The following is a 22,212-nucleotide window of genomic DNA, read 5'->3' on the forward strand; positions in this document are numbered from 1 at the left end:
AAGTAATGGCCACGCGAATACACAAGGTGAAGAACGACGAACACGTTGAGCCCCGGCTCCAAGCAGCCCGTCTTCTGGAGCGATTACAGGCCCACAAAGAAGGCCGGCTCAAGATGACGCCGGCTCAGATCATGGCAGCCAAAATTGTGATCGCGAAGTGTATCCCCACGCCAGAGAGGAGAACGCGCCGGTGAAGTCCAGGCAAGGCGGGCGGCGCCCCGGAGCCGGTCGCAAGAAAGGCGTTCCTAATAAGATCACGGCGGAGGTTCGACGGAGAATCCTGGAAAGCGGCAAATCCCCACTCGAAGTGGTGCGTTGGATCGCTGGGGAGTTCATGGCAGCGGCCAATAAGGAAAAGGACACCGAAAGGCGCTTGTCTCTCTTGGAACGCGCTGCAGCCATCGAAAAGGACGCACTCCCCTACTTGCATTCGAGGCTGCAGAGCATCGAACTGACGGGGAAGGATGCCGGGCCGATCAAAAGCGAGACGACCTTGACCGTTGAGGAAGCCTATTTGCGCATGGTGCGGGGGCAATAGCCCTGCATGGTTTCCGACTGATGTATCTCAATCTACACTCATGAAAAGGGGGTCTTATGGGAATTGGGCATGTTGAAAAACAATCAGCATCTATCAAGCAACATGGAGGGAGGCGGTCGAGAGCAGGAAGAAAGAAAGGTATACCCAATAAGGTAACGGCCGAGGTTCGGCAAAGGGTCCTCGCCTCAGGCAAGACCCCTCTGGAAGTGCTGCAATATGCCTACGAGGAACTCTTTGCAATGGCGCAACAGATGAAGCCAAAGGATTTCGTGGTGGTAGATTCTCAGATCGTCGATCAACTGTCGCTACTCGAGCGGGCGGCAGAAATCGCCGCGAAAGCCGCGCCGTACATGCATGCTCGGTTGCAGGCGATCGAGCACAAAGGCGAAGATGGAGGCCCCATTCAGCAGCGGATTCTCGTGGAGTTTGTTTGAGCAAGGCATTGTATCCATGCCTCGATAATGGCGGACGTATCCATTTCGCAAAACCAGGAGAGATGCAAAAGGTGCCCTCCTGCTCTGCTTCTCACGACTGTCAAATTGGTGAAATCAGGCGATAGCTGAGTCAATGAGTGGCACCCTCGTGAGGACACTATGTCTCGCTTCTCCCATTTTGGAGATCGATGGGAAAGTTTGCGATTATTCCAGCCGTGGTACCTTGGCCCAATGGTTCCTGGTCGAATGTCAATTCTTCAGGAACTAGTGAGGAGTGGCCCTTGTGGTACATGTCAAAATAAAGCATCACTTTTGCTTCCCCGCCGAAGCATAACAAGGACATTCGATCAGTGATGTGCCCATCCGGACTTGAGCCTGAGGACCCCAATCGGTGGTACCAGAATGGATGCCCACGCGAGCAACGCAGTCGGCGGCAGTACCAATTCCCATCGGCTGGAATCGGATTGGTTTCCTCATAGCCAAATTGCCCGGTGGCCCTTTCCACCTGATCACACTGTTTCGAGGTGTCTGCACCCCATTGTTGGATTTGTTCGCCAGTAGGGTAACTGCCTTGCCAAAGCAGCACCCCATTCTTCACGATAGCCGGACACGCAGAAAACTTAAACCGCTCCATATTCTCCGTGGTGGCTGGCCTAGGAGTTACGAATGCGGAGATCGTTCTGAGGCCTGCCTGCAACTGAACAGCAACTTCCTCTGCTTGTGCTTGCGTACTACCATAGACAGCGAACACGATCATGCCATATCCCTCCAGCGCCATGACTCGGCTAGAATGTCAGCTATGCCTGAATCTTTCATCACCCCTCGCAATACATCAAACAACTCGTCTCAGAGAACGGTCCGAGAATCGCAGCGCGACTGCCTCCCTGGACGGACGTGCAGCCGACCGCACAATAATCCGGGGCGAACATTCGCCGACACAAGAGCAGTGCCATTCCGGCCGCGAAAATCCACAGCTCATACAGCTGCCGAACGGCGCCGGATAGCTCATGCGCATCCAATCTAGCGGGCATGTCAGATGAACGTTGATAAAGCGAAAAAACCGCAATAAGATTCGGTCAGAGGTTGCCCATGATGGTCAACCTACCCAACAAGGATAACCTCCGCTGAAGCCATGCCCGAGCCTAACCAGTGTGACAATCGCGGTCCGATTGAACGCGACGTGCAGGACTACTTAGCGAACAATCTATCTTTCGCCCTCGAAGAGGAGCTGACACTTATAGGCACCGAATACCCGGTGCCGTTCGGAAGGATTGATATCCTCGCAAAGGATAGCCGGGGAAGCCTGGTCGCTATCGAACTGAAACTGGGCACCGCCACTCGTGATGCCATCGGCCAACTACAAAGCTATATGGGTGCCCTTCGAGGCGAGCATCCGGAGACGTTCATCCGCGGTATCCTGATCGCAGCGTCTATTGATCCGGCAGCCGAGGCCGCTCTTATCGTGTCCCGTGACATTCAGTTTATTTCGTATGCAATTACCTTCGAGTTCACTCCCCGGTTGAAGACTGCTAGTACCTATGCCGAATGGGAAGCCCGAACGAAAACTCCGACTGAATCACCCATTCCAAGAAGCAAAATTTGGCTTCCCCCATCATTCCAAGGCTAGAAGCCAATCCTCCACTCCTATTTGGGTAATATTCCATTCCGCATCAGCAATCGAAACCGCGATCGCTGAACCAGCCAGCTATGCCCATTCCTTACGTTGTGACTTCTTTACCCTGCAGAACTGATCATCATCTGAGCAAATGAAGGAGCCGGCTCCCACTGCGGAGGCCTGGCGTTCACGGCGGCCTCGTAGATACGTCGGGCGTCCAGTCCGTCCGCTTGCGCCTTCTCCAACCACATTCTGACGGTCGAAGCCTGGACGGGATTCTGCATCGCAGCCTCGATCCTCGTCAGATAATCCAGTTCGCGGGCATCAAAAGGCTTCTTGTTCTCTGAGGTCTTGGGAGAGGCGTTCCGATTCTTGGCGATCGCTTCGAGATCGTCGAGACCCACCCACACTTCCTCGGTTATCTTGTACGGACGCTGCTCCGTCGAGGGCAGCAAGGGCTTCCCGAGCAAGCGTTCGATTGGATGCTTTTGGTTCGTTTGGTCATCACTCATAGTCTGCTTGAAACCTCGTCCTAAGAAGACTTAACACCGGCGATTATTTTCCTTTCGGCAACAACCCCTTCCTCTCTAATTCTTCCAGGTGTTTCTCGAAGAGATCCATCACGTACTGACCTAAACTCTGCTGATTCAGCGCGGCCATTGCTTTCATTTTTGCCTGCAACGTACGCGGAACGCCTCGAATAAACAGGACGGAGGTGTCGTCGCTCTCATCACCGGATCGTGTGGTTTTGGCCATAGCGGGGGCTAGCATACGCAAGCACCTTTGTCCGGTCAATCCAGCTTGACAATACTGCTGTCTCTTGCTAGCATGCTATCATTCACTATCACAGCATGGAGGTACTTATGCAGATGGAGCGCATCATGGTTCAAATTCCAAGACCGCTGAAAGCCAAACTCGACGCATTGCGCCGCGATGGCACCACCGCCAGTGGTTTGATTCGGCACCTTCTCAATCAACACTTCCAGGTCACGTCCACGCCACGTCCCCAAAACAGAAAGGAGGTTAGTTAAGAGTCGCTCTCTCGATGAGTTCGATCAAACACTCGAACAGAATCACATGAATAAGGAGTTACACCATGGGAACACGGGGAGCGTTGCAGAACATTCGCGGCGCAGTGGAGGGGCCCTCTCTCACCGGTCTGAAATCAGCGCAAGAAGTTGCGGCACAAGTGCGCATATCGGCCGGCAGACTAAACGAACTGGCCGATGCGATGATTGTCCCTCATATCCGGATTGATGGCGGGGAGCCTTTGTTCATGCTCGCCACCCTCAAGAAATATATCTCTCGCCACATGGCCTCGGTGTGCGAAGGGGCACCCCTCCCCCTCTATCTCCGCCCCATTGTCCTGACACCTGTCAGAAAAGAAGTCCCCCTGTCATTGGCCGCCATTCACGAACGACTTTGCGAATGTCCCGCTGTTGAGGTTCCTCCATGCATATATTTTCTGATCGCCAATGAAGCGGTGGCCTATGTCGGCCAAACGCGCACCTTGGCTGCGCGGCTCCTACAACACAGCCGCGATGGGAAATGTTGGGAACGAGTGTTGTTCATGCCAATTCCTGAAGCCGAACTGCTGCGGGTCGAAGCACATTGGATTGCGGCACTGCAGCCCCCACTTAATCGAAACCGGCAGGATCGTGCCGAACTGGAAAACGTGTCGGGCAATAATCCCATTCAATCACCACCCTTCTAAAGGCAAAAGGAGAGGGAGCGATATGAAGACTGAGAAGAACAAAAAGAAAATGACGGCTGTGCAACTCCAAGATGTGTCGGCGTCGAATGAGATCGTTGGAACGTGTGAGAGCTATCTCTTTGATCTCTCCATCGATCTTGAGGAGATCACTGGGACCGTATCCGTCATGTCTCAACTTGGGGAGATGAGGAGGCATGACGCGATGACCGGAGTGGTGGACATTGACGATCTCTGCGCATGCCTACGCTTGTTGGAGAAACAACTCAAAGCGGTAAGAGAGAGCGTGCTGTCTGCCTTGGATGGCGCCGATCATGAACATGACCGGGCTCCTCAGAGCCATGGAAAGAAAGGAGCCTGACGCATGAATCAACCTGATAGCATCGGACAGACGAAAACCTATTGGATCGTCTGCGAGGCCACGCCGGACTATCGGAGCGGCGACCCGACCAAAGAGAAGTGGTTCGAGCGCAGCGGTCTAACGTGCACCTGCGAAAAGGATGGACAAAGGAAGCTTCGCTGGCTTCGGCAATGGCATCCGAATGCGTTCTTAGCGAAGGCGACGATAACACCGGTGCCAGATAAATTTAAGAGCCCCCTTCCGTTTCGTGGGCGTACAGACAGGGCGATATCGGAACCCCAGTTACCACCGGCAGGAAAACCGCGACTGTGCTTGGTATGAAAGGCAAGGCGAAGGATCGATCGGCCAACGAGCACCCACACACACAAGGAGGAAGCACCATGTCACACAAAGTAGGCAATCGTCGAACGAAACGAGCTCAGTCAGTTCTGACCGAAGACGATCGGCGAATTGTCATGCTCGAAGAACACCCTCGACCGGAGTGGTTTGTGAAAGTGAAGACACCCGCCGGAGAAACCCAATGGTTTACACGGATTTCAGTTACCGGCCTATGCGTCCGGAGATACGGTCCATTCCCGAGCAAACGTGCATGCCTCTTGTTCCTGGATGCAGCTGTCAATGCGTTGATCGACGGGTTTATGGAAGTGGCAGAAGTTCAGAATAAATTTGCGATACCGAATCGCCCGTTCCAAAACCGTGGTGGGCAGTACCCGATTGTCGAGAGAGAGATCGTGCTACACGCGAAGGCGCTAGGGACTACGGGTAGCACACCCGCGAGAAAGCGCAGCCGCGGGGCCAACACTATGCAAGCAGCATAAATCATCCGGTGTGCAATGACTGAGCGGTCATTGCACGCGTCAGAGTCCTAGGAGGGAGGACGATGATGAAGGCTATCGGTTACTGCCGCGTTTCCACAGAAGGGCAAGCACGAGACGGTGTCAGCCTTGAAGCTCAACAAGCGAAAATCAAGGCCTGGTGTCAGGCGAATGGGTGTGAGTTGATGGGCCTATTTGTCGACGCCGGCCTATCCGGCAGTCGTTCTGACAATCGGCCGGGCCTTCAGCAAGGCCTGACACAGGCTTGCAAGCACAAGGCCGCCTTCGTCGTGTACAGTCTCAGCCGGCTCGCTCGATCGACCAAGGATGCCCTGGTCATCAGTGAACGGCTTGATAAGAGCGGCGCCGACTTGGTCAGTCTCAGCGAACGCATCGACACGACGACGGCAGCCGGAAAAATGGTGTTTCGCATGCTCAGCGTGTTGAGTGAATTTGAGGCGGACCTGGTGGCCGAGCGGACGAAGAGTGCCCTTGGCCATCTCCGCAATCAGGGGAAACGAATCAGTGGTCGCATCCCTTATGGATATGACTTGGCACCGGATGGAGAAAGTCTCATCCCAAATTCGTCAGAACAAGAAGGCATTCGGTTCATGCTAGCTCAACGAGCTGCGGGAAATGGGCGACGAAAAATTGCCTCCGCCATGACCGCACATGGATTCCTGACGAAAACAGGGGTATCGTGGTCGCCGCAGGCGGTTGGAAATATCCTGCGTCGAGAGAAGCTCATGCAATCGAGTGTCACACATGTAGCGGCATGACTTGATTTGCCTAAAACGGAGGCTAACGATCGGCCTCATGAACCGATCGGCCAGCGTTCCTGGCGCTGGTGCCTCCACCGTTTCATTCAGGACCTCACCTAGGAAGAGGATATGTCTCACCATCGTTCTCGCTCATCGCAAGCTCCCACAGCTGATAAAAACTCCCCATCTCGTCCGGGCTTGATCGAAACGTATACAAGAAGAGTCGCGCTTTTAGACTTGGTAGGCAAAATCGGAGTGGGGCCCCCTGAAGAGTTCCCCATGAAACCTTCTACAGGACGTGCTCTCTTCAACTTGGCGATCGACAAACTCGCCGTACATGATAAGACCACGGCAGAGGCATTGCGCCGGTTTGCATCAGTGCATGGACGTTTGGATATTCTGGAATATAGGTGTGCCATCGATGACCGGCCACCTCTCGAACAGGCCGTGATCTCAATTAATTGGCTCTGGGACCCGGCACCATTCTCAGCTGACGAGCTGCAGGATGATTTTGAAACTTTCCGCCAATTTACTGGCAAGAAAAATTGCCACCCTAGGACTCTTCGTCGACAACATGAACTACTGCGTGCTTTTCAACATACCCACCGCTACCCGACAGGAGGTTACATCCGGCGATCCCAGCGACAGGCGTGGTGCAAGGAGCATTTGCCGGCGATGATCTCTGAGGCTCAGGGTATGCCCTGCTGGCATCACCAGCCTGCCCCAACAGCTCAAGATTTGAACGAGATTCTAGAAAAGGTCGGTGAAGAGACATCCAGTACCAAGCTGAGTGCCCTGATAATGGAATATCTGCATCCGACCACCAGCGAATCCCTCCTTAAGCGACTCCTTCGCCGCCGAGGCAATCCTAAATAGGTCTTATTTCCTCCCAGCAAATCCATGACCACACTTCGAGGCTCGAAGTGTGGTCGCGACTTTTGTCGGTTATCGGCTACGTTACCCATGTTCACGATCCGTGAACATGGATTCACGAGGGAGGAGAGTCAATGGACGACGAACGGCTTCTGGCTACTTTCGACGCAGCAAAGATTCTCAATTGCACACCAGACAACGTTCGATCGTTAGAGCGTAGAGGCCACCTATTCGCCATACGGACACCGGGTGGTCGTCGAATCTTCCGAGCAGTCGAAGTCGAGAGGTTGGCAATGGAACGACAAACCCGTCTACGGGGGGAAGGAACGGACAAGTAAAACAACTAATACACGCCGCGCCCGAGTGCGACCTCGAAGCGCGGCCTAACTGAGGAGAGGATGACTCACCTTTGAAAGTAAATACCACCCCCAACCCAAAAACTCAATCGCATCCTGATCTGATTGACTTTCCTGTTAGTGATTCATTTCGCAATCATTATGCTGCCCAGGGGCTGACGTATCCCGTCATCAACCTATCGCAGCCCTACCGACGAGTTCGCCACACGGTGACCTATGATCATCAACTGCTAGATTCTGCTCGGCAAGAACTTCTTGGGTGGAAATCCAAAGCCGCCTTGCTTGAATCCCGCTGCGCACGCCTTGAGACAGAAGTGAACCGCCTTCAAGATCTGTTAACGGAATGCCGCAAGGCATCCACACAATATACGACGACAAATTTGAGCGGCTGCGCCTAGTACGCTTCCGAGGAAATCATGGGACGCTATCGAAAGATCGACACAAAAATCTGGAACGACGAGAACTTCCAGGCCTTCACTGACGATGGAAAACTCGCCTTCCTCTTTCTCTTAACTCATCCTCACATGACTGCGGTCGGCGCAATGCGAACGACCTTTCCAGGTCTCGCTGCAGAATTGGGCTGGCCGCTTAAACGGTTTCGTGTCGCGATCCGGCCTGCTTTATCAAAAGAAATGCTTGAGGTGAATGAGCAGGCTTGCTACCTCGCTCTGCCCAAATTCCTTCGCTACAACGAACCCGAAGGGCCCAATTCAGTCACGAAGGCTTGGCCACAGGCGATGAACTTGATTCCGGAATGCCCGGAGAAGGCAATGCTCGTTGCTAGATGCCAAACCTATCTCAATGGTCGGTCGGATGCGTTCAGGCAAGCCATCGGGGATGCCATGGGACATGCCATGTCGGATGGCATCGGACATGCCAAGTCGAAACCATGTCCGATCCAGGAGCAGGAACCGGAACAGGAACAGGAACAGAATAAAGAGACGCCTTCGGCGGTCGATCATGACTTTGAGGAGTTTTGGAAGTCCTACCCATCAAGGAACGGGAAGCGAGTTGGAAAACCAGAAGCCCAGAGGAAGTTCGGATCGCTCAGCCTTCAGGACCGCGAGCTCGTGCTTGTCGCTACCCGCAACTATGCTGCCAGTGAACTGGTCCAGAAGAGCGTCGGAATAAAAGATCCCCACCGCTTCCTGCAGACCGGAAAGAAAGACGAGCCGTGGCGGGATTGGATCACTCCAGAAGAGCCCGCAAGTGAGTCTCTGTCTGCTCTGACCTGCACCAAACGACTTCAGGGGGACCGGTTCTTGCGACCATGCGGCCAGCCGGCTAGTCCACATAGCCGACCATCTGAGCCTCGATGCGAAACGCATCTCTCCCAGGCTCAAAATCTCGGAGTCACAGCATGTTGACCCGTGATCTGCCTCGCGTTCAACCGCACGACCTGGAAGCCGAACAGGCTGTTCTAGGAGCCGTACTACTCAGCCCGTCCACCCTCCCACTAGCTCAAGAGCTCTTAGCCCGTGACGACTTCTACAACGGCCGACATCGGATCATTTTCGACGCTCTTGCAGACCTTGCTGGCCAGAACGAGGGAATCGATTTGGTCACTGTTGGAGACTGGATTGAGTGCAAGCATCAACTGGAGATGATCGGGGGGCGAAGTGCTCTGGCCGAGTTGCTCACAATCGTCGGATCAGCCGCCAATATCGAACACCACGCTCGAATTGTCCGAGACTGTGCGATTCGCCGGCACCTCATCCGATTTGCCGCGGACATCACCCAAGGCGCTTATGATAAAGCTCCGACAATGGATCTGCTCCAGGAGGCCGAACGACAACTGTTTCGCCTCTCATGCGGCCGCGATGAAAACGCTTGGTGCTCGCTCGCCGAAATTTCCCGAGAAGTAACCTCCCATGTTGACCATCTATCAAAGTGTACCAACGAGACAATTGGAATACCGACTGGCTTCTCGTCCCTGGACACGCTCTTCGGAGGATGGCAGCGGTCCGATCTCATCATTCTGGCTGCGAGGCCATCAATGGGAAAGACAAGCCTGGCCCTCGGTTCTGCCCTTGCTGCAGCGAAGGCTGGCTATCGGGTGGGTGTGCTGTCTCTAGAAATGTCCCGACGGCAACTCGGAATCCGATTACATGGAATGGGCGCACCGATTGATGTGCATGCGCTCAGGACGGGGAAGCTAAGCCACCAAGGATGGTGGCATTTTGCAGAAGCGGCTCAGCGTCTCGAAACTCTCCCCTTTTGGATCGACGATTCATCGGTTCTCACCGTCGAGCAGGTTGCAGCGAAGGCCCGCCACTTGAAAGCACGAGAAGGGTTAGATCTATTGATCGTTGACTATATCCAGCTACTTCATATTCCTCGCGCAGACTCACGGCAGCAGGGGATTGCAGATGCCTCTCGCAAACTGAAGTTGCTGGCAAAGGAGCTAGATATTCCCGTGCTCGCGCTGTCCCAACTCTCGCGAGACTGTGAACGGCGCACCGACCCTCGCCCCGTCTTAGCGGACTTGCGTGATTCCGGAGCGATCGAGCAAGACGCCGATGTGGTGCTATTCCTGTATCGGGAAGAAGCCTACAGACCAGAGACAGAGGAAAAGGGGATTGCTGAAATACTGGTTCGCAAACACCGCAATGGCCCGATTGGCGACCGCCGACTGAGATTCGTGGACCGGTTTGCCAAGTTCGAGGATCTGCCGACGGACTGACTGATGAGACAGCATCAAGCGAGTGCCTTACAACCAGGTGTGTCTTTGGGGGACCGAGGATGCTTGGCGCTGGTCACCTCGTCAGCCCTGCACCTTCCTGGATACCTCGACTTGAAAGCCTTGGCCGTTTACAGTTCGTGCTCGGTGCGCTGGTTACGGGACCGCCTGGCTGATCCTCTGGCGCCACTGCCCCATCATCGTATCGGGGGCAAGATTCTCATCCGGCGAGAGGATTTCGATGTCTGGATCAATCAGTTTCGAACCGTCCGACCCTCGACGGAGTTGGGCACACTCGTTGATGATGTCCTGGACGGTTTGTTCAGCAAACAGCCGTCTTGATAGGATGGCGCCGGAGCATGGTCGAATGGAGCTGAGCACTCACGATAGACGGATCCCAGCACAACGGTGCGAGGCCGCACCTTCGCACGAGAGGTCAACCCCATGGGCGTGAAGATTCGGCAATGGAAAGGGGCCTGGTGGATCTTCATCGATCACCAAGGCATGCGGAAGGCCAAGCGGATTGGCGTCGGCGAGCCGGCCAAGAAGGCGGCCAAACAGGCGGCCCAGCAGATCCAGGCACGCCTTGCCCTTGGGCAACCAGCCTTTCAAAGCCAGAAATCCGGCATGACGCTCGAACGCTACGCGGAGATTTTCTTGGAGCGGATTGCGCACACACGGAAACACACGACCTATGACGACTACAAGAAGCTGTTGGATCGAGACATCTTACCGACGTTGAAGCTCCTCGACCTGCAGGACATCTCCCGTGAGAAGGTCAAAGCCATGGCCCTAGCTGGCCTTCAGAAAGGTCAATCTGCGAAAACCATGCAGAACATCGTCCGATGCCTCAGCAGCCTTCTCAGCCATGCTGTGGAAGATGGACATGTGACGGCAAACACGGCACTGAAGCCGGGGAAGTTCCTCCCCAAGATCACCAAGCGTCACAAGATCGCTCCCCTGACGCGTGAGGAAGTAGCCCTGCTGATCGAAACCGCCAAGGCCAAGCTGCCTCGCTACTTCCCGTTGTTTCTCTGCGCCGTCCGGACTGGGCTCCGCATGGGCGAGCTGCTCGCACTCCAATGGGACGACATCGACTGGCACGGCCGGTTCATTGAGGTCCGGCGCAACTACACCCACTTCAAGCTCACTACGCCAAAGAGCGGCGAGAGCCGTCGCGTCGACATGTCCAGGGAGTTGGCCCAGACGCTGCGAGATCTCCTCACAGAGCGCCAAATTGAGGCCGCAGCGAGCCATTGGGCGGAAACCCCGCCCTGGGTCTTCTGCAGTGAGGTCGGCGGGCTCCTGCATCCCCACAACCTGCGCGATCGGGTGTTTTATGGCCTGCTCACGAAGGCGAAGCTCAGGAAGGTGCGATTCCACGATCTCCGGCATACGTTCGCCTCACTCTTGCTGCAGCAAGGCGAAAGCCCGGTGTACGTGAAAGAGCAGATGGGACATTCCTCGATTCAGGTAACGGTGGATCTGTACGGGCACCTGATTCCGGGAGGCAACAAACAAGCGGTGGACCGGCTCGATACTCCGGCCGCGGCATGGTTTGGCGGGGCCCAATCCGCAACCCCGGCGCAACCAGCGCAACCGGGGCCAGTGACTGGGTTCTCAGATTACTCGATGTATCCAGGAGTTACGGAGAGAACTGTTGGGGTGAGTGACGGGTTTCGAACCCGCGACCTCCGGATCCACAATCCGGCGCTCTAACCAACTGAGCTACACCCACCACACACTGTCAGCAGAGAACGCGCATCTTAACAAACCCTGTAGAACAGTCGCAACCGCCCTCCTCATCGACCCGCGCGGACAACACCTTCTTGCGCGCGTATTTTAGCAGGCCACTCCCAACTTTCACGCCCCCCGGCGATCGAACGCCGCTTGCATTTCCTTCAGAATGGCGGCCGCAGCAAGGGGAGGATCCTGCGCGTCACGGATGGGACGGCCTATCACCAGGTAATCTGCCCCGGCGGCAATGGTCTGAGTCGGTGTCGTCACCCGCGCGTGATCATCCGTAGAATTGCCCGACGGCCTGACGCCCGGAGTGACGATGAGCAAATTCGATCCCACCTTTGCACGGATGGCCTCAGGCTCCTCGCCGGACGCGACCACTCCATCGCACCCCGCTTCGGCCGCCAACATCGCCCGGGCGGTGACCAAATCCCGGACAGTCCGTTGAAAACCCATGTCCCGCAAATCTTCCCCATCAAAATTGGTGAGGACCGTCACCGCCAACAACTTGAGGTCGGATTGCCCGCGGCCTTGCACAGCTGCAATTAGGGCCTTTCGGTTCGCATGGATCGTCAAAAACGCCGCACCCATGGCGGCCACCCGAGCCGTAGCGCGCCGAACGGTCTCTTCAATATCGAGGAACTTGAGATCAAGAAACACGCGCTTGCCGCGGGCGACCAGCGTCCGCACGATGTCCGGGCCGGCCACCGTGTACAGTTCCAGGCCCACTTTCACGAATCGCACCTGATCACCCATACAATCAACCAACGCCTCCGCTTCGCCGGCAGAAGGGACATCCAGTGCGACAATCAACCGATCCCGTGCGTCAATTTGCGTCATCATGATTCTGCCTTGCCTCCCAGAGGGTCCGGAAGCGGCTGACTCCTTTCAGCATCCTTGACCTCTCTTCTTCATCTATGCTACAAGCTTAAGCTTTGAACGTAGGAGAATCCGTATGCCTGTTGTCCACAAATCCACGATTCGACGTGCTCGTCAATCCGAGAAGCGCCGCTTGCGCAACCGCGCGACCATCAGCTCGGTTCGCAGCATCCTCCGCAAAGTTCAGGATGCGATCGCGGCGAAGAAGCCAGACGAAGCAAAAGCCACCTTGCGTGCTGCCACTGCAGCCCTGAGCAAAGCAGTCACTAAAGGCGTGTTGAAGCCGAATACGGCCTCGCGCCGAGTGTCCCGGCTCGCTGTGCGGGTAAACGCCATCACCGCTTCCGCATAATCGTTCTGACATTCGACACCGGTCTCGAACCCGACGGGCGCGAGGCCGGTGGTACCCGCTGTACTGATGGCGCTGGTTTCGATGACCTCCCGCAGAGTCGAAACAAGAGATCTTCCATTACACGAACAGGGCTACTTCCGCTCCCGCCCTTGAGCTTGGAGTCCGTCTCCAAGAACCAGTCAAACGCCTGCATCATGTGATCATCAGGGAATTGCGCAAAAAAGCCCCGCACTCGCGAAGGATCCATCCGAAACGTCCTCGCAGCCTCACCTTCTCGCCCGCCGGATTTGAGCAGCTCCGTCATCTTCCACAGACGCCGGTACTGCCAGACCAGCGCGCCGAGAATACGGAGCGGGGCTTCTCCATTCTCGACATTCCTTGCAAGAATCCTGAACGCCTGCCCATGGTCGTGCGCGCCTATGGCGTTCAAGAGATCGAACACCGATGCGCCAGGCTCGGTTCCTCTGAGCGCTTCCACATCCGACGATTGGACGGTCCGGTCTGACGGCACATAGGCGGCAAGCTTCTCCAGCTCTCGCTTCACGGCATAGAGTGATTCACCCCCCACCTCTCTGAGCAGCTGGACCGCCTCTTCGTGCAGGCGCACACCCAGCGTGGCCGCTTCCTGTCGAATCCATGTGGAGAGTTGCGCATCACGCAGCGGAGCGCAATTGACGGTCACCGCCCGTTTCGTTAAGGCCTGCGTCCATTTGAGCCGGCCATCCAGCTTGGCCCCCACCACGATGAGAGTCGTGGTGTCATTCGGCGATGCGAGATAGGAGAGCAGCTTTTCACCTTCGCGAGCCGGCAGCTTCTCCAAGGACTTATAGACCACCACGCGGCGTTCGGCGAATACCGGAATTTCTGCCGCGCACGCTAAGACATCGGCGATCGAAGAATCGTCGCCGTGAAAGATATCGTAATTAAATCCGCTTTCAGATCCCGCGCCTAAGGCGGCGGCGCGAAGCGCGGCGACGGAGTGGTCGCGCAGGTAATCTTCCTCCCCCACCACCGCATACAGCGGCATCACTCCGCTACGCGCGAGCGACTGGGGCAGCTCCATGCTCATGACCGACGTACTCATCCTCAGAAACCTTCCAGGGACATTATCGAGCCGGCTCAGGCGGTGCATTGCCGCCAGGGAGTGCCTCGGCTTTGACGGGACGCTTCAACATCTTGTCCAGTTCACCGGTATCAAGAAACAGCAAGAACCGGGAAGCCAGATCTTCCGCAACGAAACGACCCGCCTGTTCCAATGCTCGATTCTGCAGCACACGGTTGAATTGGAGGTCTTGCGTCAGAAAAAACTCCGAGGTTCCCTTCGCGACCTGAGACCAGACTGGCCGCTTGGTTTTGGCATCCTCGATCCGCACACTCACCAACATCTCGACCCGGCTTTCAAATGTCGTGGTCTGATCGAAACTCAAGGTCGGCAGCGAAATTTGCATGATCTGGCCGGACAGGTACAAGTCTGCCCCGGCAGAGGGACCGACAATTTCCGCGCCCGCACCCGAAGAAAACTCCCGGCGCAAATAATTGGCGAGCTTGATCTCGAAATTCGGCTCGTAGGTGCTGTTGGCGATGGGAAGAATGGCCAGGCGCGGCGCCTGCGATCGCTTCGCCGCCGGCTCCGGCGCACCACCCACCGTGGGGCCGGCGCCCTGCACACGGAACTGATAGCCGCAGGCGGCGCTGTTCATCGCCCACAAGCACAAGACCAGCAGCAAAAGATATCGGCGCACGGCATCACACCACGAAGTTGATCAACTTCTTCTCGACGTAAATGACCTTCTTCGGTTCTTTCCCCTGCAGCCATTCGGCAACTTCTTTTTTTGCGAGCGGCTCTAACTGCTCGCGCGAAGCCCCGGCATCGACCTCCAACTTTCCACGCAGCTTCCCGTTGACTTGAACCGGGATCGTCAATCGATCGCTGACTACCAAGGCCGGATCGAATCGGGGCCAGGATTGTTGGCCGGCACTCGGTCGATGGCCGAGACGTTCCCAAAGTTCTTCGCTGAGATGCGGCGCAAAGGGCAGCAGCAGCAGGACGAACGGTTCCAACAGCCCGCGAGGCCGCTGATCCAGCTTGGTCATGTCGTTCGTAAACACCATCATCTGCGAAATGGCGGTATTGAATCGCAAGGCTTCGATATCCTCGGTGACTTTCTTGATGGTGTAGTGGAGCAATCGCTGCTGCTCAGCCGTCGGTACGGCGTTCGTCACCGCCGCACTCAACGCGCCGTCTTCGCCGATCATCAGCCGCCAGACCCGGTCGAGAAAGCGCGTGATGCCTTCAACCCCGCGCGTGCTCCAGGGCTTCATCGATTCCAGCGGCCCCATAAACATTTCATACAGGCGCACCGCATCGGCCCCGAACTGGTCGATCATCTCGTCCGGATTCACCACGTTGCCGCGCGACTTCGACATCTTCTGATTGTCTTCGCCGAGTACGATGCCCTGATGCACCAATTTTTTGAACGGCTCCGGCGTACTGACCACGCCCGCGTCAAACAAGACCTTATGCCAAAAGCGGCTATAGAGGAGATGGAGCACCGCATGTTCGCTGCCGCCGATGTAGAGGTCCACCGGCATCCAGTAGTGTTCTTTCGCCGGATCAACAAGCTGCCGGGTGTTTTTCGGATCGATGAACCGCAGGTAGTACCAACAGGAGCCGGCCCACTGCGGCATCGTGTTCGTCTCGCGACGCGCCGCTTTGCCGGTCGCGGGATCCGTCGTCGTCAGCCATTCCTCGAGATTCGCCAGCGGGCTTTCTCCGCTACCGGAGGGTTTGAAGTTGCTGGTCTCGGGCAAGGGGAGCGGCAACTGCTCTTCCGGCAAGGGCCGTGGCTCGCCGTCAACCCAGACAATGGGAAACGGTTCTCCCCAATAACGCTGGCGGGCGAAGAGCCAATCCCGAAGTTTGTAATTGATGGTTTTTTTGCCCTTGCCCTTGGCTTCGAGCCAGGCCGTCATTTTAGGAATCGCGTCTACAGGCAACAGCCCATCGATCGAGAACGACCCGTCCGCTGTGGTCGAGTTGACCACGCGACCTCGATCTGTCTCGACGAATGCTGCCTTGTCGATCTGCCCTCCCTGAATCACCTCGCGAATCGGCAGGTGATACTGCGTGGCAAAGGCCCAGTCGCGCTCATCATGAGCCGGCACCGCCATAATCGCACCGGTGCCATAACTCATGAGCACATAGTCGGCAATCCAGATGGGCAAGCGTTCCTGATTGACGGGATTGATGGCGTAGCCGCCTGTAAAGACGCCCGTTTTGACCTTCTCCAATTCCTGGCGTTGCAGATCGCTTTTACGAGCGGCCGCATCGCGATAGTCCGTCACCTGCGCCCGCTGCGACGGAGTCGTCACCACATCGACAAGGGGATGTTCAGGGGCCACGACCATATACGTCGCGCCGAACAGCGTATCAGGCCGGGTCGTGAAGACGCGCAGATTCCCCCTGGTATCGGCCAGCGAAAAATCAACCTCCGCGCCGATCGAGCGGCCGATCCAGTTCTTCTGCATTTCCAGCGTGCTGGTCGGCCATTCGACCAGGGTCAAGTCATCGAGCAGTCGCTCCGCATAGGCGGTGATCTTCAAGACCCATTGCCGCATCGGCTTGCGGATGACGTCAAACCCGCCGACCTCGCTCTTGCCATCGACGATTTCTTCGTTGGCCAACACCGTCGACAACGCCGGACACCAATTGACCGGGACCTCCGCCACATAGGCCAGACCGCGCTCGAATAGCTTCAGAAAGATCCACTGGGTCCAACGATAGTAGTCCTGATCGGTCGTGCTGAGTTCGCGTTCCCAGTCGTAGGACAAGCCGACGCGTTTCATCTGGCGCTTGAAGGTCGCAATATTTTGCGCCGTGGTGATGGCAGGATGGACGCCCGTTTTCACGGCATATTGTTCAGCCGGTAATCCGAAGGCATCCCACCCCATCGGATGCAGCACGTTGAAGCCGCGCATGCGTTTATAGCGGGACACAATGTCGGTCGCGGTATACCCTTCCAAGTGCCCGACATGCAGACCCGACCCAGACGGATAGGGAAACATGTCGAGGCAGTAGAACTTGGGCTTCGAGGAATCATCCGAAGCCCGGAAAGGACGGTGGGCTTCCCAATAGGCCTGCCACTTCGATTCAAGGGCCTGGTGATCGTAGGATTTGCTCATCGTATGGACATCACAGGTGACGCGTTGATTGGCACTCGACTGAAGAACGGGAGACTGTAGCATACGCGGTACGCGGCAACAAGGATGCAGCGGGAGAAAGAGGTCCCGCGTTGACGCGTCCGTTTCGCTTGATCCGGCGAGCGACTCCTGTTCAAATGCCGGACAGGACGACGACGCGAACCGCCGGAACCGCGCCCGTTCACCCGGCAAGGAGTGGGCACTGGGCTATGTACGCCACCTCTATTTTCCCACGGCTCATGGAGTGGGTGCTCCGCGGAGAGCGCTTTCAAACCGAACGCCAACTCCTGCTCGCGCCAGCCCATGGAGTCGTGCTGGAGATCGGTTTTGGCACCGGACTGAATCTGCCACACTACCCTCTGGCCGTCACGGCCCTGCATACCGTGGAGCCCGCGATGCTCTTGCCTGACCGCGTCGCCAGACGAGTGGCGAGCGTCCCCTTTCCTGTCCACCTTCACCGGCTGAGCGCAGAGGGTCTACCCTTTGACGATGGCCTGTTCGATTACGCCGTCAGCACCTTCACCTTGTGTACGATTCCGGATCCGTCTGCGGCCTTGCGTGAAGTCCGGCGGGTCCTGAAGCCGGACGGCCGCCTTCTGTTCCTTGAACACGGCCGCAGTGACGACCCCTCCATTGCCCGCTGGCAGGACCGGCTTAACCCGCTGCAACAGATTGTGGCCTGCGGCTGCAATCTCAACCGGCGCATCGATCAACTCGTGGTGCAAGCAGGGCTTCGACTCGAACAGTTCGATCGTTATACCCTGCCCGGTGTTCCTCGAATCGGTGGAGAGATGTATCGCGGCATGGCCTACCTCAACGGCCACCCGAAAACCATCCATCTGCCATAGGAAAATTGTATCCCTCTTGGTAATTCTGTACACTGCGCCTACCCAAGTGTTTCTTCGCATTTGTCCTTCCAGGCGGAAGTGATCCCCATGGCGTCCTCGCAACTGTTGCCGGGCCCCCACCCTTCTTCGGCCTCCGCTTCCGGACCGATCGATTCAGCCAGAGAGACCAGCCTGGCGTTGCAGCGAGTCGCCCTGCTCTATCAGGCCATGCCCGCGGCGCTCATTGCCGGCCTCGGGTGCGCCGTTGCACTGATCTTCGTCAACTGGAACATACTCCCACACGACCGGCTCCTCGCCTGGCTGGCGTATCATCTGCTGCTGTCGATCGGTCGATATGGGCTGGCGCGATCATTCACCCGCACCTCGCCCACGCAGGCTACGATTCGCTGGTGGGACCGAGCTTTTTTGACGGGAACGTTGCTGGCCGGACTCGGCTGGGGCGCCACAGCCCTCATACTGTTCTCCGAATCGTCACCTTCACAGCAAGTGTTCTTAGCGTTCGTGCTGGCAGGCGTGTGTGCGGGCGCCTCCTCCACGCTGGCGGCGCGATTCGACGCGTTTCTGTCCTTTTCCGTTCCAACCCTCGCGCCGCTGATCCTCCGCTTCTTTTTGCTCAACCATGAGCAAGCCCTGCCTATGGCCATGTGCACGCTGCTGTTTTCCCTCCTTATGGTCTATACGGCATACCGCACGTCCAACAACGTTCTGGAAACCCTCCAACTGAAATATCACAACGCGCAATTGGTGGATCAGCTCTCCTCGCAATTGGAAGAGGGCGAGCAGACAGCGCTGTTGTTGAACGTGCATACCGAGCACTACCGATTCATCATGGAGTATGCGCAGGACATCATTTACCGAACCGACCGGAACGGCCGGTTTACGTTCATCAATCCTGCCGTGGTCCGGCTCCTCGGGTACCATGAGACCGACGTGCTCGGCCATCCCGCGTTGGATTTCGTCCATCCGAATTTCCGCCGCCGCGCGGAGAATTTTTATCTCCGCCAGTTTCTCCGCAAGACTCCCAGCACCTATTATGAATTCCCGCTGGTGACCAGAACGCGCCAGACCCTGTGGGTGGGCCAAAACGTGCAATTGCTGCTCCGCGAGCAGAATGTCATCGGATTCCAAGCCGTGATGCGCGATATCTCGGCCCGAAAGGAAACCGAAGAGGCCTTACGCTTCAGCCAGGATCGATACCGCGCGCTGTTCGAAAGCAGCCCCGAAATGCTCATGACCGTCGATGCAAAAGGAACCTTGCTCACGGTGAATGCCACCGCCGCTGCGGAGTTGGGCTATAGCGCCGAATGGCTGATCGGCCAACCCATCTCATTGCTCGTGCACGTCGACGACCGCGAAGCCGTGCAACAACATTTCGCAGACTGTCTGGAACGACCGGGAGAGGTCCTCCGCGGAGAGTTCCGAACGATCCGCAACGGGGGCAGCCCTCTGTGGGTGCGGGAAGCCTCTAGGGCTGTCCGCAATCCCACCGGGCAGTTCGACATCCTGATCGTGTGCGAGAACGTCACCGAACGGAAAGGCATGGAAGACGCCTTGACCCACACGCGTCAACTCCTGGAGTCCATCGTAGAGCACATTCCCCACATGGTCTTCCTGAAGGATGCCCGCGAGTTGCGCTTCGTGCAGTTCAATCAAGCCGGCGAACAACTCATCGGCTTACCCCGGGAAGCGCTCCTGGGGAAAAATGACTTCGACCTCTTCCCTCGTGAACAGGCGGAATTCTTTACCGCGAGGGATCGGGAGGTGCTGACCGGCGGAGCACTTTTGGACATTCCAGCCGAACCGATTCAGACCAAGGATCGTGGCTTACGGTGGCTTCATACCAGGAAGCTTCCACTCTCTGATCACACTGGTGTGCCCCGGTACCTTCTCGGCATTTCGGAAGACATCACGGATCAGAAGCAGCGACAGGAAATCGAACAACACCGGTTGGGGCAACTGGCGACACAACAGACCGTCCTGCATAAACTGGCAGAAGATCCGGCCATTCACAGCGGACACCCCCACCAGGCGTTTCCGGTGATGACCGAACATGCAGCCGGCGCCTTCGTGGTCGAACGAGCAAGCATATGGCTCTTTGACCAGACCCAATCCTCTCTGATCTTGCAAGACTTGTTCGAAGTTACCCCCAAACGGCATAGCCACGGAACCATACTATCCATCAAAGAATATCGAGCCTACCTCCGCGCCCTCGAAACTGAGCCCTATTCCCTAGCCGCCCATGCCGCCCGGACTGATCCGCGCACCAGCGAACTGACTGCGTCATACCTGGCCCCCCTAGGCATAGAATCCATGCTCGATGCACCGATTCGCCGCCATGGACGCGTCGTGGGAGTCTTGTGCCTCGAGCATGTCGGTCCACCCAAGATGTGGACCAGCGAGGAAAAGGCCTTCGCCGCCTCGCTGGCCGCCATGGCCACCCTGACTCTGGAGGCCGCCGATCGCCGGCAGGCTCAAGAGGCGCTGGAGCAACACGTGCGCGAGCGGACCGGCGAATTGCGGCGTATGACTGCACATCTGCAGACCATTATCGAAGAGTCTCCCTTAGCGATGATCGAATTGGATCACGCGGGCCACGTCACGACCTGGAATGCCGCCGCCGCCTCGCTCTTCGGATGGACCAGAGACGAGGTCCTCGGACAGGAACTCCCGTATGTGCCGCCAGGACAAGAGCGGGAGTCTGATGCATTGTGGGACTCGGTCATGAGCGGGGGCGCGCCACACGGCCTGGAACTGCATAGAAAACGAAAAGACGGCAGCCTCATCGACGTCCACATGTGGGGTACACTGCTACAAGGCGGCGGTCAGACGACCGGGTCCATCGGATTCTTCATCGACGTGACCGAACACAAACAGCTGGAGGAGCAACTCCGGCAAGCACACAAGATGGAAGGGATCGGACGACTGGCCGGCGGCGTGGCCCACGATTTTAACAACCTGCTAACAGTCATTAATGGATGTGCCACGCTCGTTTTGGAACAGGTGCGGGCTGAAGATCCGTTGCGCCGCTTGTTGACTGAGATCCTGACCGCCGGTCAACGGGCGGCGGCACTGACCAAGCAACTCCTCGCCTTCAGTCGTCGGCAGGTCCTGACGTTTCAGGTCTTCGACCTCAATGAAGCACTTTCGTCGATCAGCTCCATGATCGAACGATTGATCGGCGAAGATATCACTCTCGTGAGGAACCTCACCACCCAACCCTGCATCATCCGCGCAGACCGGGGACAGATCGATCAGGTCGTGTTGAATCTGGCGGTGAATGCCAAGGACGCCATGCCCCAAGGAGGTATGTTGACCATGGCGACGCGAACCCTGACCCTTGCGGCAGATACGCCAGTACCCCATCCCTCGATGCTTCCGGGAAGGTATGCACATCTCTCAGTTCACGACTCCGGAGAGGGGATGGATCAGACCACTCTCTCACATATTTTCGAACCCTTCTTCACCACGAAGGAGGAGGGCAGAGGCACCGGCCTAGGGTTGGCCACAGTCTATGGAATCGTCAAACAAAGTCAGGGCTTCATCTTTGCCGACAGCCTCCCCGGCGAAGGCGCCACTTTCGACATATATTTCCCGTTGGCCCAGGCGCCGCCGCTGACTGCCGGACCACCCACTCCTACGCAACCCCACTGTGGTTGCGAAACCATCCTCTTGGTCGAAGATCAACAGGCCGTCCGAATGCTGCTCACGAATGCCCTCTCGGATTACGGCTATACCTTACTTGAAGCCTCTAGCGGGCAAGAGGCGCTCCGACTCGCTGCCGCCGCGAAGACTCCCATTGACATTCTGCTCACCGACGTCGTCATGCCGCAGATGACCGGCCCGACCCTAGCTGAACGCCTGCGCCAGCATTCGCCCCATCTCCGGGTGCTGTTTATGTCGGGCTATGCGGAGGGAAGTGTGCTGCCGACGTTCCTCGCTGAACCGGGCACCGGCTTCATTCAGAAGCCGTTCCTCCCTACGGAGCTCGCGCGGAAACTTCGTGAACTGCTCGATACCCTCACGTAGACACTCGAGGATTCACAGAGAGG

The 22,212-nt window shown here is 57.0% G+C and carries 22 protein-coding genes, 1 tRNA gene and 2 pseudogenes; 18 read left to right on the forward strand and 7 right to left on the reverse strand.

Annotated features, from left to right (window positions below; all coding sequences use genetic code 11):
• Nucleotides 1-5: 5 nt before the first annotated feature.
• From GDA65_02690 to GDA65_02705, 4 genes are all read left to right on the forward strand, one after another.
• Nucleotides 6-194: a hypothetical protein gene (locus tag GDA65_02690; GenBank protein MBA5861607.1), complete on the forward strand. Its 189-nt coding sequence runs from the start codon at nucleotides 6-8 to the stop codon at nucleotides 192-194.
• Complete coding sequence (locus tag GDA65_02695) at nucleotides 191-538, forward strand: hypothetical protein (GenBank protein ID MBA5861608.1); 348 nt, start codon at nucleotides 191-193, stop codon at nucleotides 536-538. Before GDA65_02690 ends, GDA65_02695 begins: the two co-directional genes overlap by 4 nt.
• A 239-nt stretch (nucleotides 539-777) precedes the next feature.
• Nucleotides 778-972: a hypothetical protein gene (locus GDA65_02700; GenBank protein ID MBA5861609.1), complete on the forward strand. Its 195-nt coding sequence runs from the start codon at nucleotides 778-780 to the stop codon at nucleotides 970-972.
• Nucleotides 973-2,104: 1,132 nt separating this feature from the next.
• Nucleotides 2,105-2,599: a DUF91 domain-containing protein gene (locus tag GDA65_02705; protein MBA5861610.1), complete on the forward strand. Its 495-nt coding sequence runs from the start codon at nucleotides 2,105-2,107 to the stop codon at nucleotides 2,597-2,599.
• A gap of 107 nt (nucleotides 2,600-2,706) precedes the next feature.
• Here GDA65_02705 and GDA65_02710 read toward each other — a convergent pair whose 3' ends face one another.
• Nucleotides 2,707-3,099: a hypothetical protein gene (locus GDA65_02710; GenBank protein MBA5861611.1), complete on the reverse strand. Its 393-nt coding sequence runs from the start codon at nucleotides 3,097-3,099 to the stop codon at nucleotides 2,707-2,709.
• A 43-nt stretch (nucleotides 3,100-3,142) separates the two neighbouring features.
• A complete protein-coding gene (locus GDA65_02715) occupies nucleotides 3,143-3,358 on the reverse strand; it encodes a hypothetical protein (GenBank protein ID MBA5861612.1) in 216 nt (71 codons plus the stop codon).
• Nucleotides 3,359-3,683: 325 nt separating this feature from the next.
• Here GDA65_02715 and GDA65_02720 point away from each other — a divergent pair, with 325 nt between their 5' ends.
• The 11 genes and pseudogenes from GDA65_02720 to GDA65_02770 all read left to right on the forward strand — a co-directional run bounded on the left by GDA65_02720 (nucleotide 3,684) and on the right by GDA65_02770 (nucleotide 11,644).
• Nucleotides 3,684-4,301: a hypothetical protein gene (locus GDA65_02720; GenBank protein ID MBA5861613.1), complete on the forward strand. Its 618-nt coding sequence runs from the start codon at nucleotides 3,684-3,686 to the stop codon at nucleotides 4,299-4,301.
• Between the two features lie 22 nt (nucleotides 4,302-4,323).
• Complete coding sequence (locus tag GDA65_02725; protein ID MBA5861614.1) at nucleotides 4,324-4,659, forward strand: hypothetical protein; 336 nt, start codon at nucleotides 4,324-4,326, stop codon at nucleotides 4,657-4,659.
• A gap of 880 nt (nucleotides 4,660-5,539) precedes the next feature.
• A complete protein-coding gene (locus tag GDA65_02730) occupies nucleotides 5,540-6,253 on the forward strand; it encodes a recombinase family protein (GenBank protein MBA5861615.1) in 714 nt (237 codons plus the stop codon).
• A 261-nt stretch (nucleotides 6,254-6,514) separates the two neighbouring features.
• Complete coding sequence (locus GDA65_02735) at nucleotides 6,515-7,111, forward strand: hypothetical protein (protein MBA5861616.1); 597 nt, start codon at nucleotides 6,515-6,517, stop codon at nucleotides 7,109-7,111.
• Nucleotides 7,112-7,242: 131 nt separating this feature from the next.
• Nucleotides 7,243-7,446 carry a MerR family DNA-binding transcriptional regulator gene (locus GDA65_02740; protein ID MBA5861617.1) on the forward strand — a complete coding sequence of 68 codons (204 nt, stop codon included), beginning with the start codon at nucleotides 7,243-7,245 and terminating at the stop codon, nucleotides 7,444-7,446.
• 71 nt (nucleotides 7,447-7,517) lie between these two features.
• The gene (locus tag GDA65_02745) at nucleotides 7,518-7,862 is read left to right on the forward strand and encodes a hypothetical protein (protein MBA5861618.1); all 345 of its coding nucleotides are present in this window, start codon (nucleotides 7,518-7,520) and stop codon (nucleotides 7,860-7,862) included.
• Between the two features lie 18 nt (nucleotides 7,863-7,880).
• On the forward strand, nucleotides 7,881-8,831 hold the full coding sequence (locus tag GDA65_02750) for a hypothetical protein (GenBank protein ID MBA5861619.1): 951 nt from the start codon (nucleotides 7,881-7,883) through the stop codon (nucleotides 8,829-8,831).
• The gene (dnaB, locus tag GDA65_02755) at nucleotides 8,825-10,147 is read left to right on the forward strand and encodes a replicative DNA helicase (protein MBA5861620.1); all 1,323 of its coding nucleotides are present in this window, start codon (nucleotides 8,825-8,827) and stop codon (nucleotides 10,145-10,147) included. The genes GDA65_02750 and dnaB overlap by 7 nt, the downstream gene beginning before the upstream one ends.
• A gap of 3 nt (nucleotides 10,148-10,150) precedes the next feature.
• The gene (locus tag GDA65_02760) at nucleotides 10,151-10,486 is read left to right on the forward strand and encodes a hypothetical protein (GenBank protein ID MBA5861621.1); all 336 of its coding nucleotides are present in this window, start codon (nucleotides 10,151-10,153) and stop codon (nucleotides 10,484-10,486) included.
• Between the two features lie 102 nt (nucleotides 10,487-10,588).
• A pseudogene (locus GDA65_02765) lies at nucleotides 10,589-10,924 on the forward strand (hypothetical protein).
• Nucleotides 10,925-10,930: 6 nt separating this feature from the next.
• A pseudogene (locus GDA65_02770) lies at nucleotides 10,931-11,644 on the forward strand (tyrosine-type recombinase/integrase).
• A gap of 161 nt (nucleotides 11,645-11,805) precedes the next feature.
• Here GDA65_02770 and GDA65_02775 read toward each other — a convergent pair.
• A tRNA-His gene (locus GDA65_02775) sits at nucleotides 11,806-11,882 on the reverse strand.
• Between the two features lie 125 nt (nucleotides 11,883-12,007).
• A complete protein-coding gene (pyrF, locus tag GDA65_02780; GenBank protein MBA5861622.1) occupies nucleotides 12,008-12,727 on the reverse strand; it encodes an orotidine-5'-phosphate decarboxylase in 720 nt (239 codons plus the stop codon).
• Between the two features lie 112 nt (nucleotides 12,728-12,839).
• On the opposite strand from pyrF, the gene rpsT reads away from it, so the two are divergent.
• A complete protein-coding gene (rpsT, locus tag GDA65_02785) occupies nucleotides 12,840-13,115 on the forward strand; it encodes a 30S ribosomal protein S20 (protein MBA5861623.1) in 276 nt (91 codons plus the stop codon).
• On the opposite strand, the gene holA is transcribed toward rpsT, so the two are convergent.
• The 3 genes from holA to GDA65_02800 are packed head-to-tail and all read right to left on the reverse strand — an operon-like array spanning nucleotide 13,099 to nucleotide 17,297.
• Nucleotides 13,099-14,247, reverse strand: a complete 1,149-nt coding sequence (gene holA, locus GDA65_02790) for a DNA polymerase III subunit delta (protein MBA5861624.1) — start codon at nucleotides 14,245-14,247, stop codon at nucleotides 13,099-13,101. The genes rpsT and holA overlap by 17 nt on opposite strands.
• The gene (locus tag GDA65_02795) at nucleotides 14,222-14,857 is read right to left on the reverse strand and encodes a hypothetical protein (protein MBA5861625.1); all 636 of its coding nucleotides are present in this window, start codon (nucleotides 14,855-14,857) and stop codon (nucleotides 14,222-14,224) included. The genes holA and GDA65_02795 overlap by 26 nt, the downstream gene beginning before the upstream one ends.
• A 4-nt stretch (nucleotides 14,858-14,861) precedes the next feature.
• A complete protein-coding gene (locus GDA65_02800; GenBank protein MBA5861626.1) occupies nucleotides 14,862-17,297 on the reverse strand; it encodes a leucine--tRNA ligase in 2,436 nt (811 codons plus the stop codon).
• A gap of 110 nt (nucleotides 17,298-17,407) precedes the next feature.
• On the opposite strand from GDA65_02800, the gene GDA65_02805 reads away from it, so the two are divergent.
• Nucleotides 17,408-18,163, forward strand: coding sequence for a methyltransferase domain-containing protein (locus tag GDA65_02805; GenBank protein ID MBA5861627.1), 756 nt, complete (start codon nucleotides 17,408-17,410; stop codon nucleotides 18,161-18,163).
• Nucleotides 18,164-18,250: 87 nt separating this feature from the next.
• Complete coding sequence (locus tag GDA65_02810) at nucleotides 18,251-22,189, forward strand: PAS domain S-box protein (GenBank protein ID MBA5861628.1); 3,939 nt, start codon at nucleotides 18,251-18,253, stop codon at nucleotides 22,187-22,189.
• Nucleotides 22,190-22,212: the final 23 nt, after the last annotated feature.

The organism is Nitrospira sp. CR1.1 (assembly GCA_014055465.1).
Taxonomy (GTDB): Bacteria; Nitrospirota; Nitrospiria; order Nitrospirales; family Nitrospiraceae; genus Nitrospira_A.

Excerpts from the sequence above, each read along its gene's own strand:
- pyrF (MBA5861622.1), bottom strand. The coding sequence starts at position 12,727 with ATGATGACGCAAATTGACGCACGGGATCGGTTGATTGTCGCACTGGAT.
- GDA65_02810 (MBA5861628.1), top strand. The coding sequence starts at position 18,251 with ATGGCGTCCTCGCAACTGTTGCCGGGCCCCCACCCTTCTTCGGCCTCC.
- GDA65_02730 (MBA5861615.1), top strand. The coding sequence starts at position 5,540 with ATGATGAAGGCTATCGGTTACTGCCGCGTTTCCACAGAAGGGCAAGCA.
- GDA65_02725 (MBA5861614.1), top strand. The coding sequence starts at position 4,324 with ATGAAGACTGAGAAGAACAAAAAGAAAATGACGGCTGTGCAACTCCAA.
- GDA65_02735 (MBA5861616.1), top strand. The coding sequence starts at position 6,515 with ATGAAACCTTCTACAGGACGTGCTCTCTTCAACTTGGCGATCGACAAA.
- GDA65_02740 (MBA5861617.1), top strand. The coding sequence starts at position 7,243 with ATGGACGACGAACGGCTTCTGGCTACTTTCGACGCAGCAAAGATTCTC.
- GDA65_02720 (MBA5861613.1), top strand. The coding sequence starts at position 3,684 with ATGGGAACACGGGGAGCGTTGCAGAACATTCGCGGCGCAGTGGAGGGG.
- GDA65_02705 (MBA5861610.1), top strand. The coding sequence starts at position 2,105 with ATGCCCGAGCCTAACCAGTGTGACAATCGCGGTCCGATTGAACGCGAC.
- GDA65_02715 (MBA5861612.1), bottom strand. The coding sequence starts at position 3,358 with ATGCTAGCCCCCGCTATGGCCAAAACCACACGATCCGGTGATGAGAGC.
- holA (MBA5861624.1), bottom strand. The coding sequence starts at position 14,247 with ATGCACCGCCTGAGCCGGCTCGATAATGTCCCTGGAAGGTTTCTGAGG.
- GDA65_02700 (MBA5861609.1), top strand. The coding sequence starts at position 778 with ATGGCGCAACAGATGAAGCCAAAGGATTTCGTGGTGGTAGATTCTCAG.
- GDA65_02690 (MBA5861607.1), top strand. The coding sequence starts at position 6 with ATGGCCACGCGAATACACAAGGTGAAGAACGACGAACACGTTGAGCCC.
- GDA65_02750 (MBA5861619.1), top strand. The coding sequence starts at position 7,881 with ATGGGACGCTATCGAAAGATCGACACAAAAATCTGGAACGACGAGAAC.
- dnaB (MBA5861620.1), top strand. The coding sequence starts at position 8,825 with ATGTTGACCCGTGATCTGCCTCGCGTTCAACCGCACGACCTGGAAGCC.
- rpsT (MBA5861623.1), top strand. The coding sequence starts at position 12,840 with ATGCCTGTTGTCCACAAATCCACGATTCGACGTGCTCGTCAATCCGAG.
- GDA65_02800 (MBA5861626.1), bottom strand. The coding sequence starts at position 17,297 with ATGAGCAAATCCTACGATCACCAGGCCCTTGAATCGAAGTGGCAGGCC.
- GDA65_02710 (MBA5861611.1), bottom strand. The coding sequence starts at position 3,099 with ATGAGTGATGACCAAACGAACCAAAAGCATCCAATCGAACGCTTGCTC.
- GDA65_02760 (MBA5861621.1), top strand. The coding sequence starts at position 10,151 with ATGAGACAGCATCAAGCGAGTGCCTTACAACCAGGTGTGTCTTTGGGG.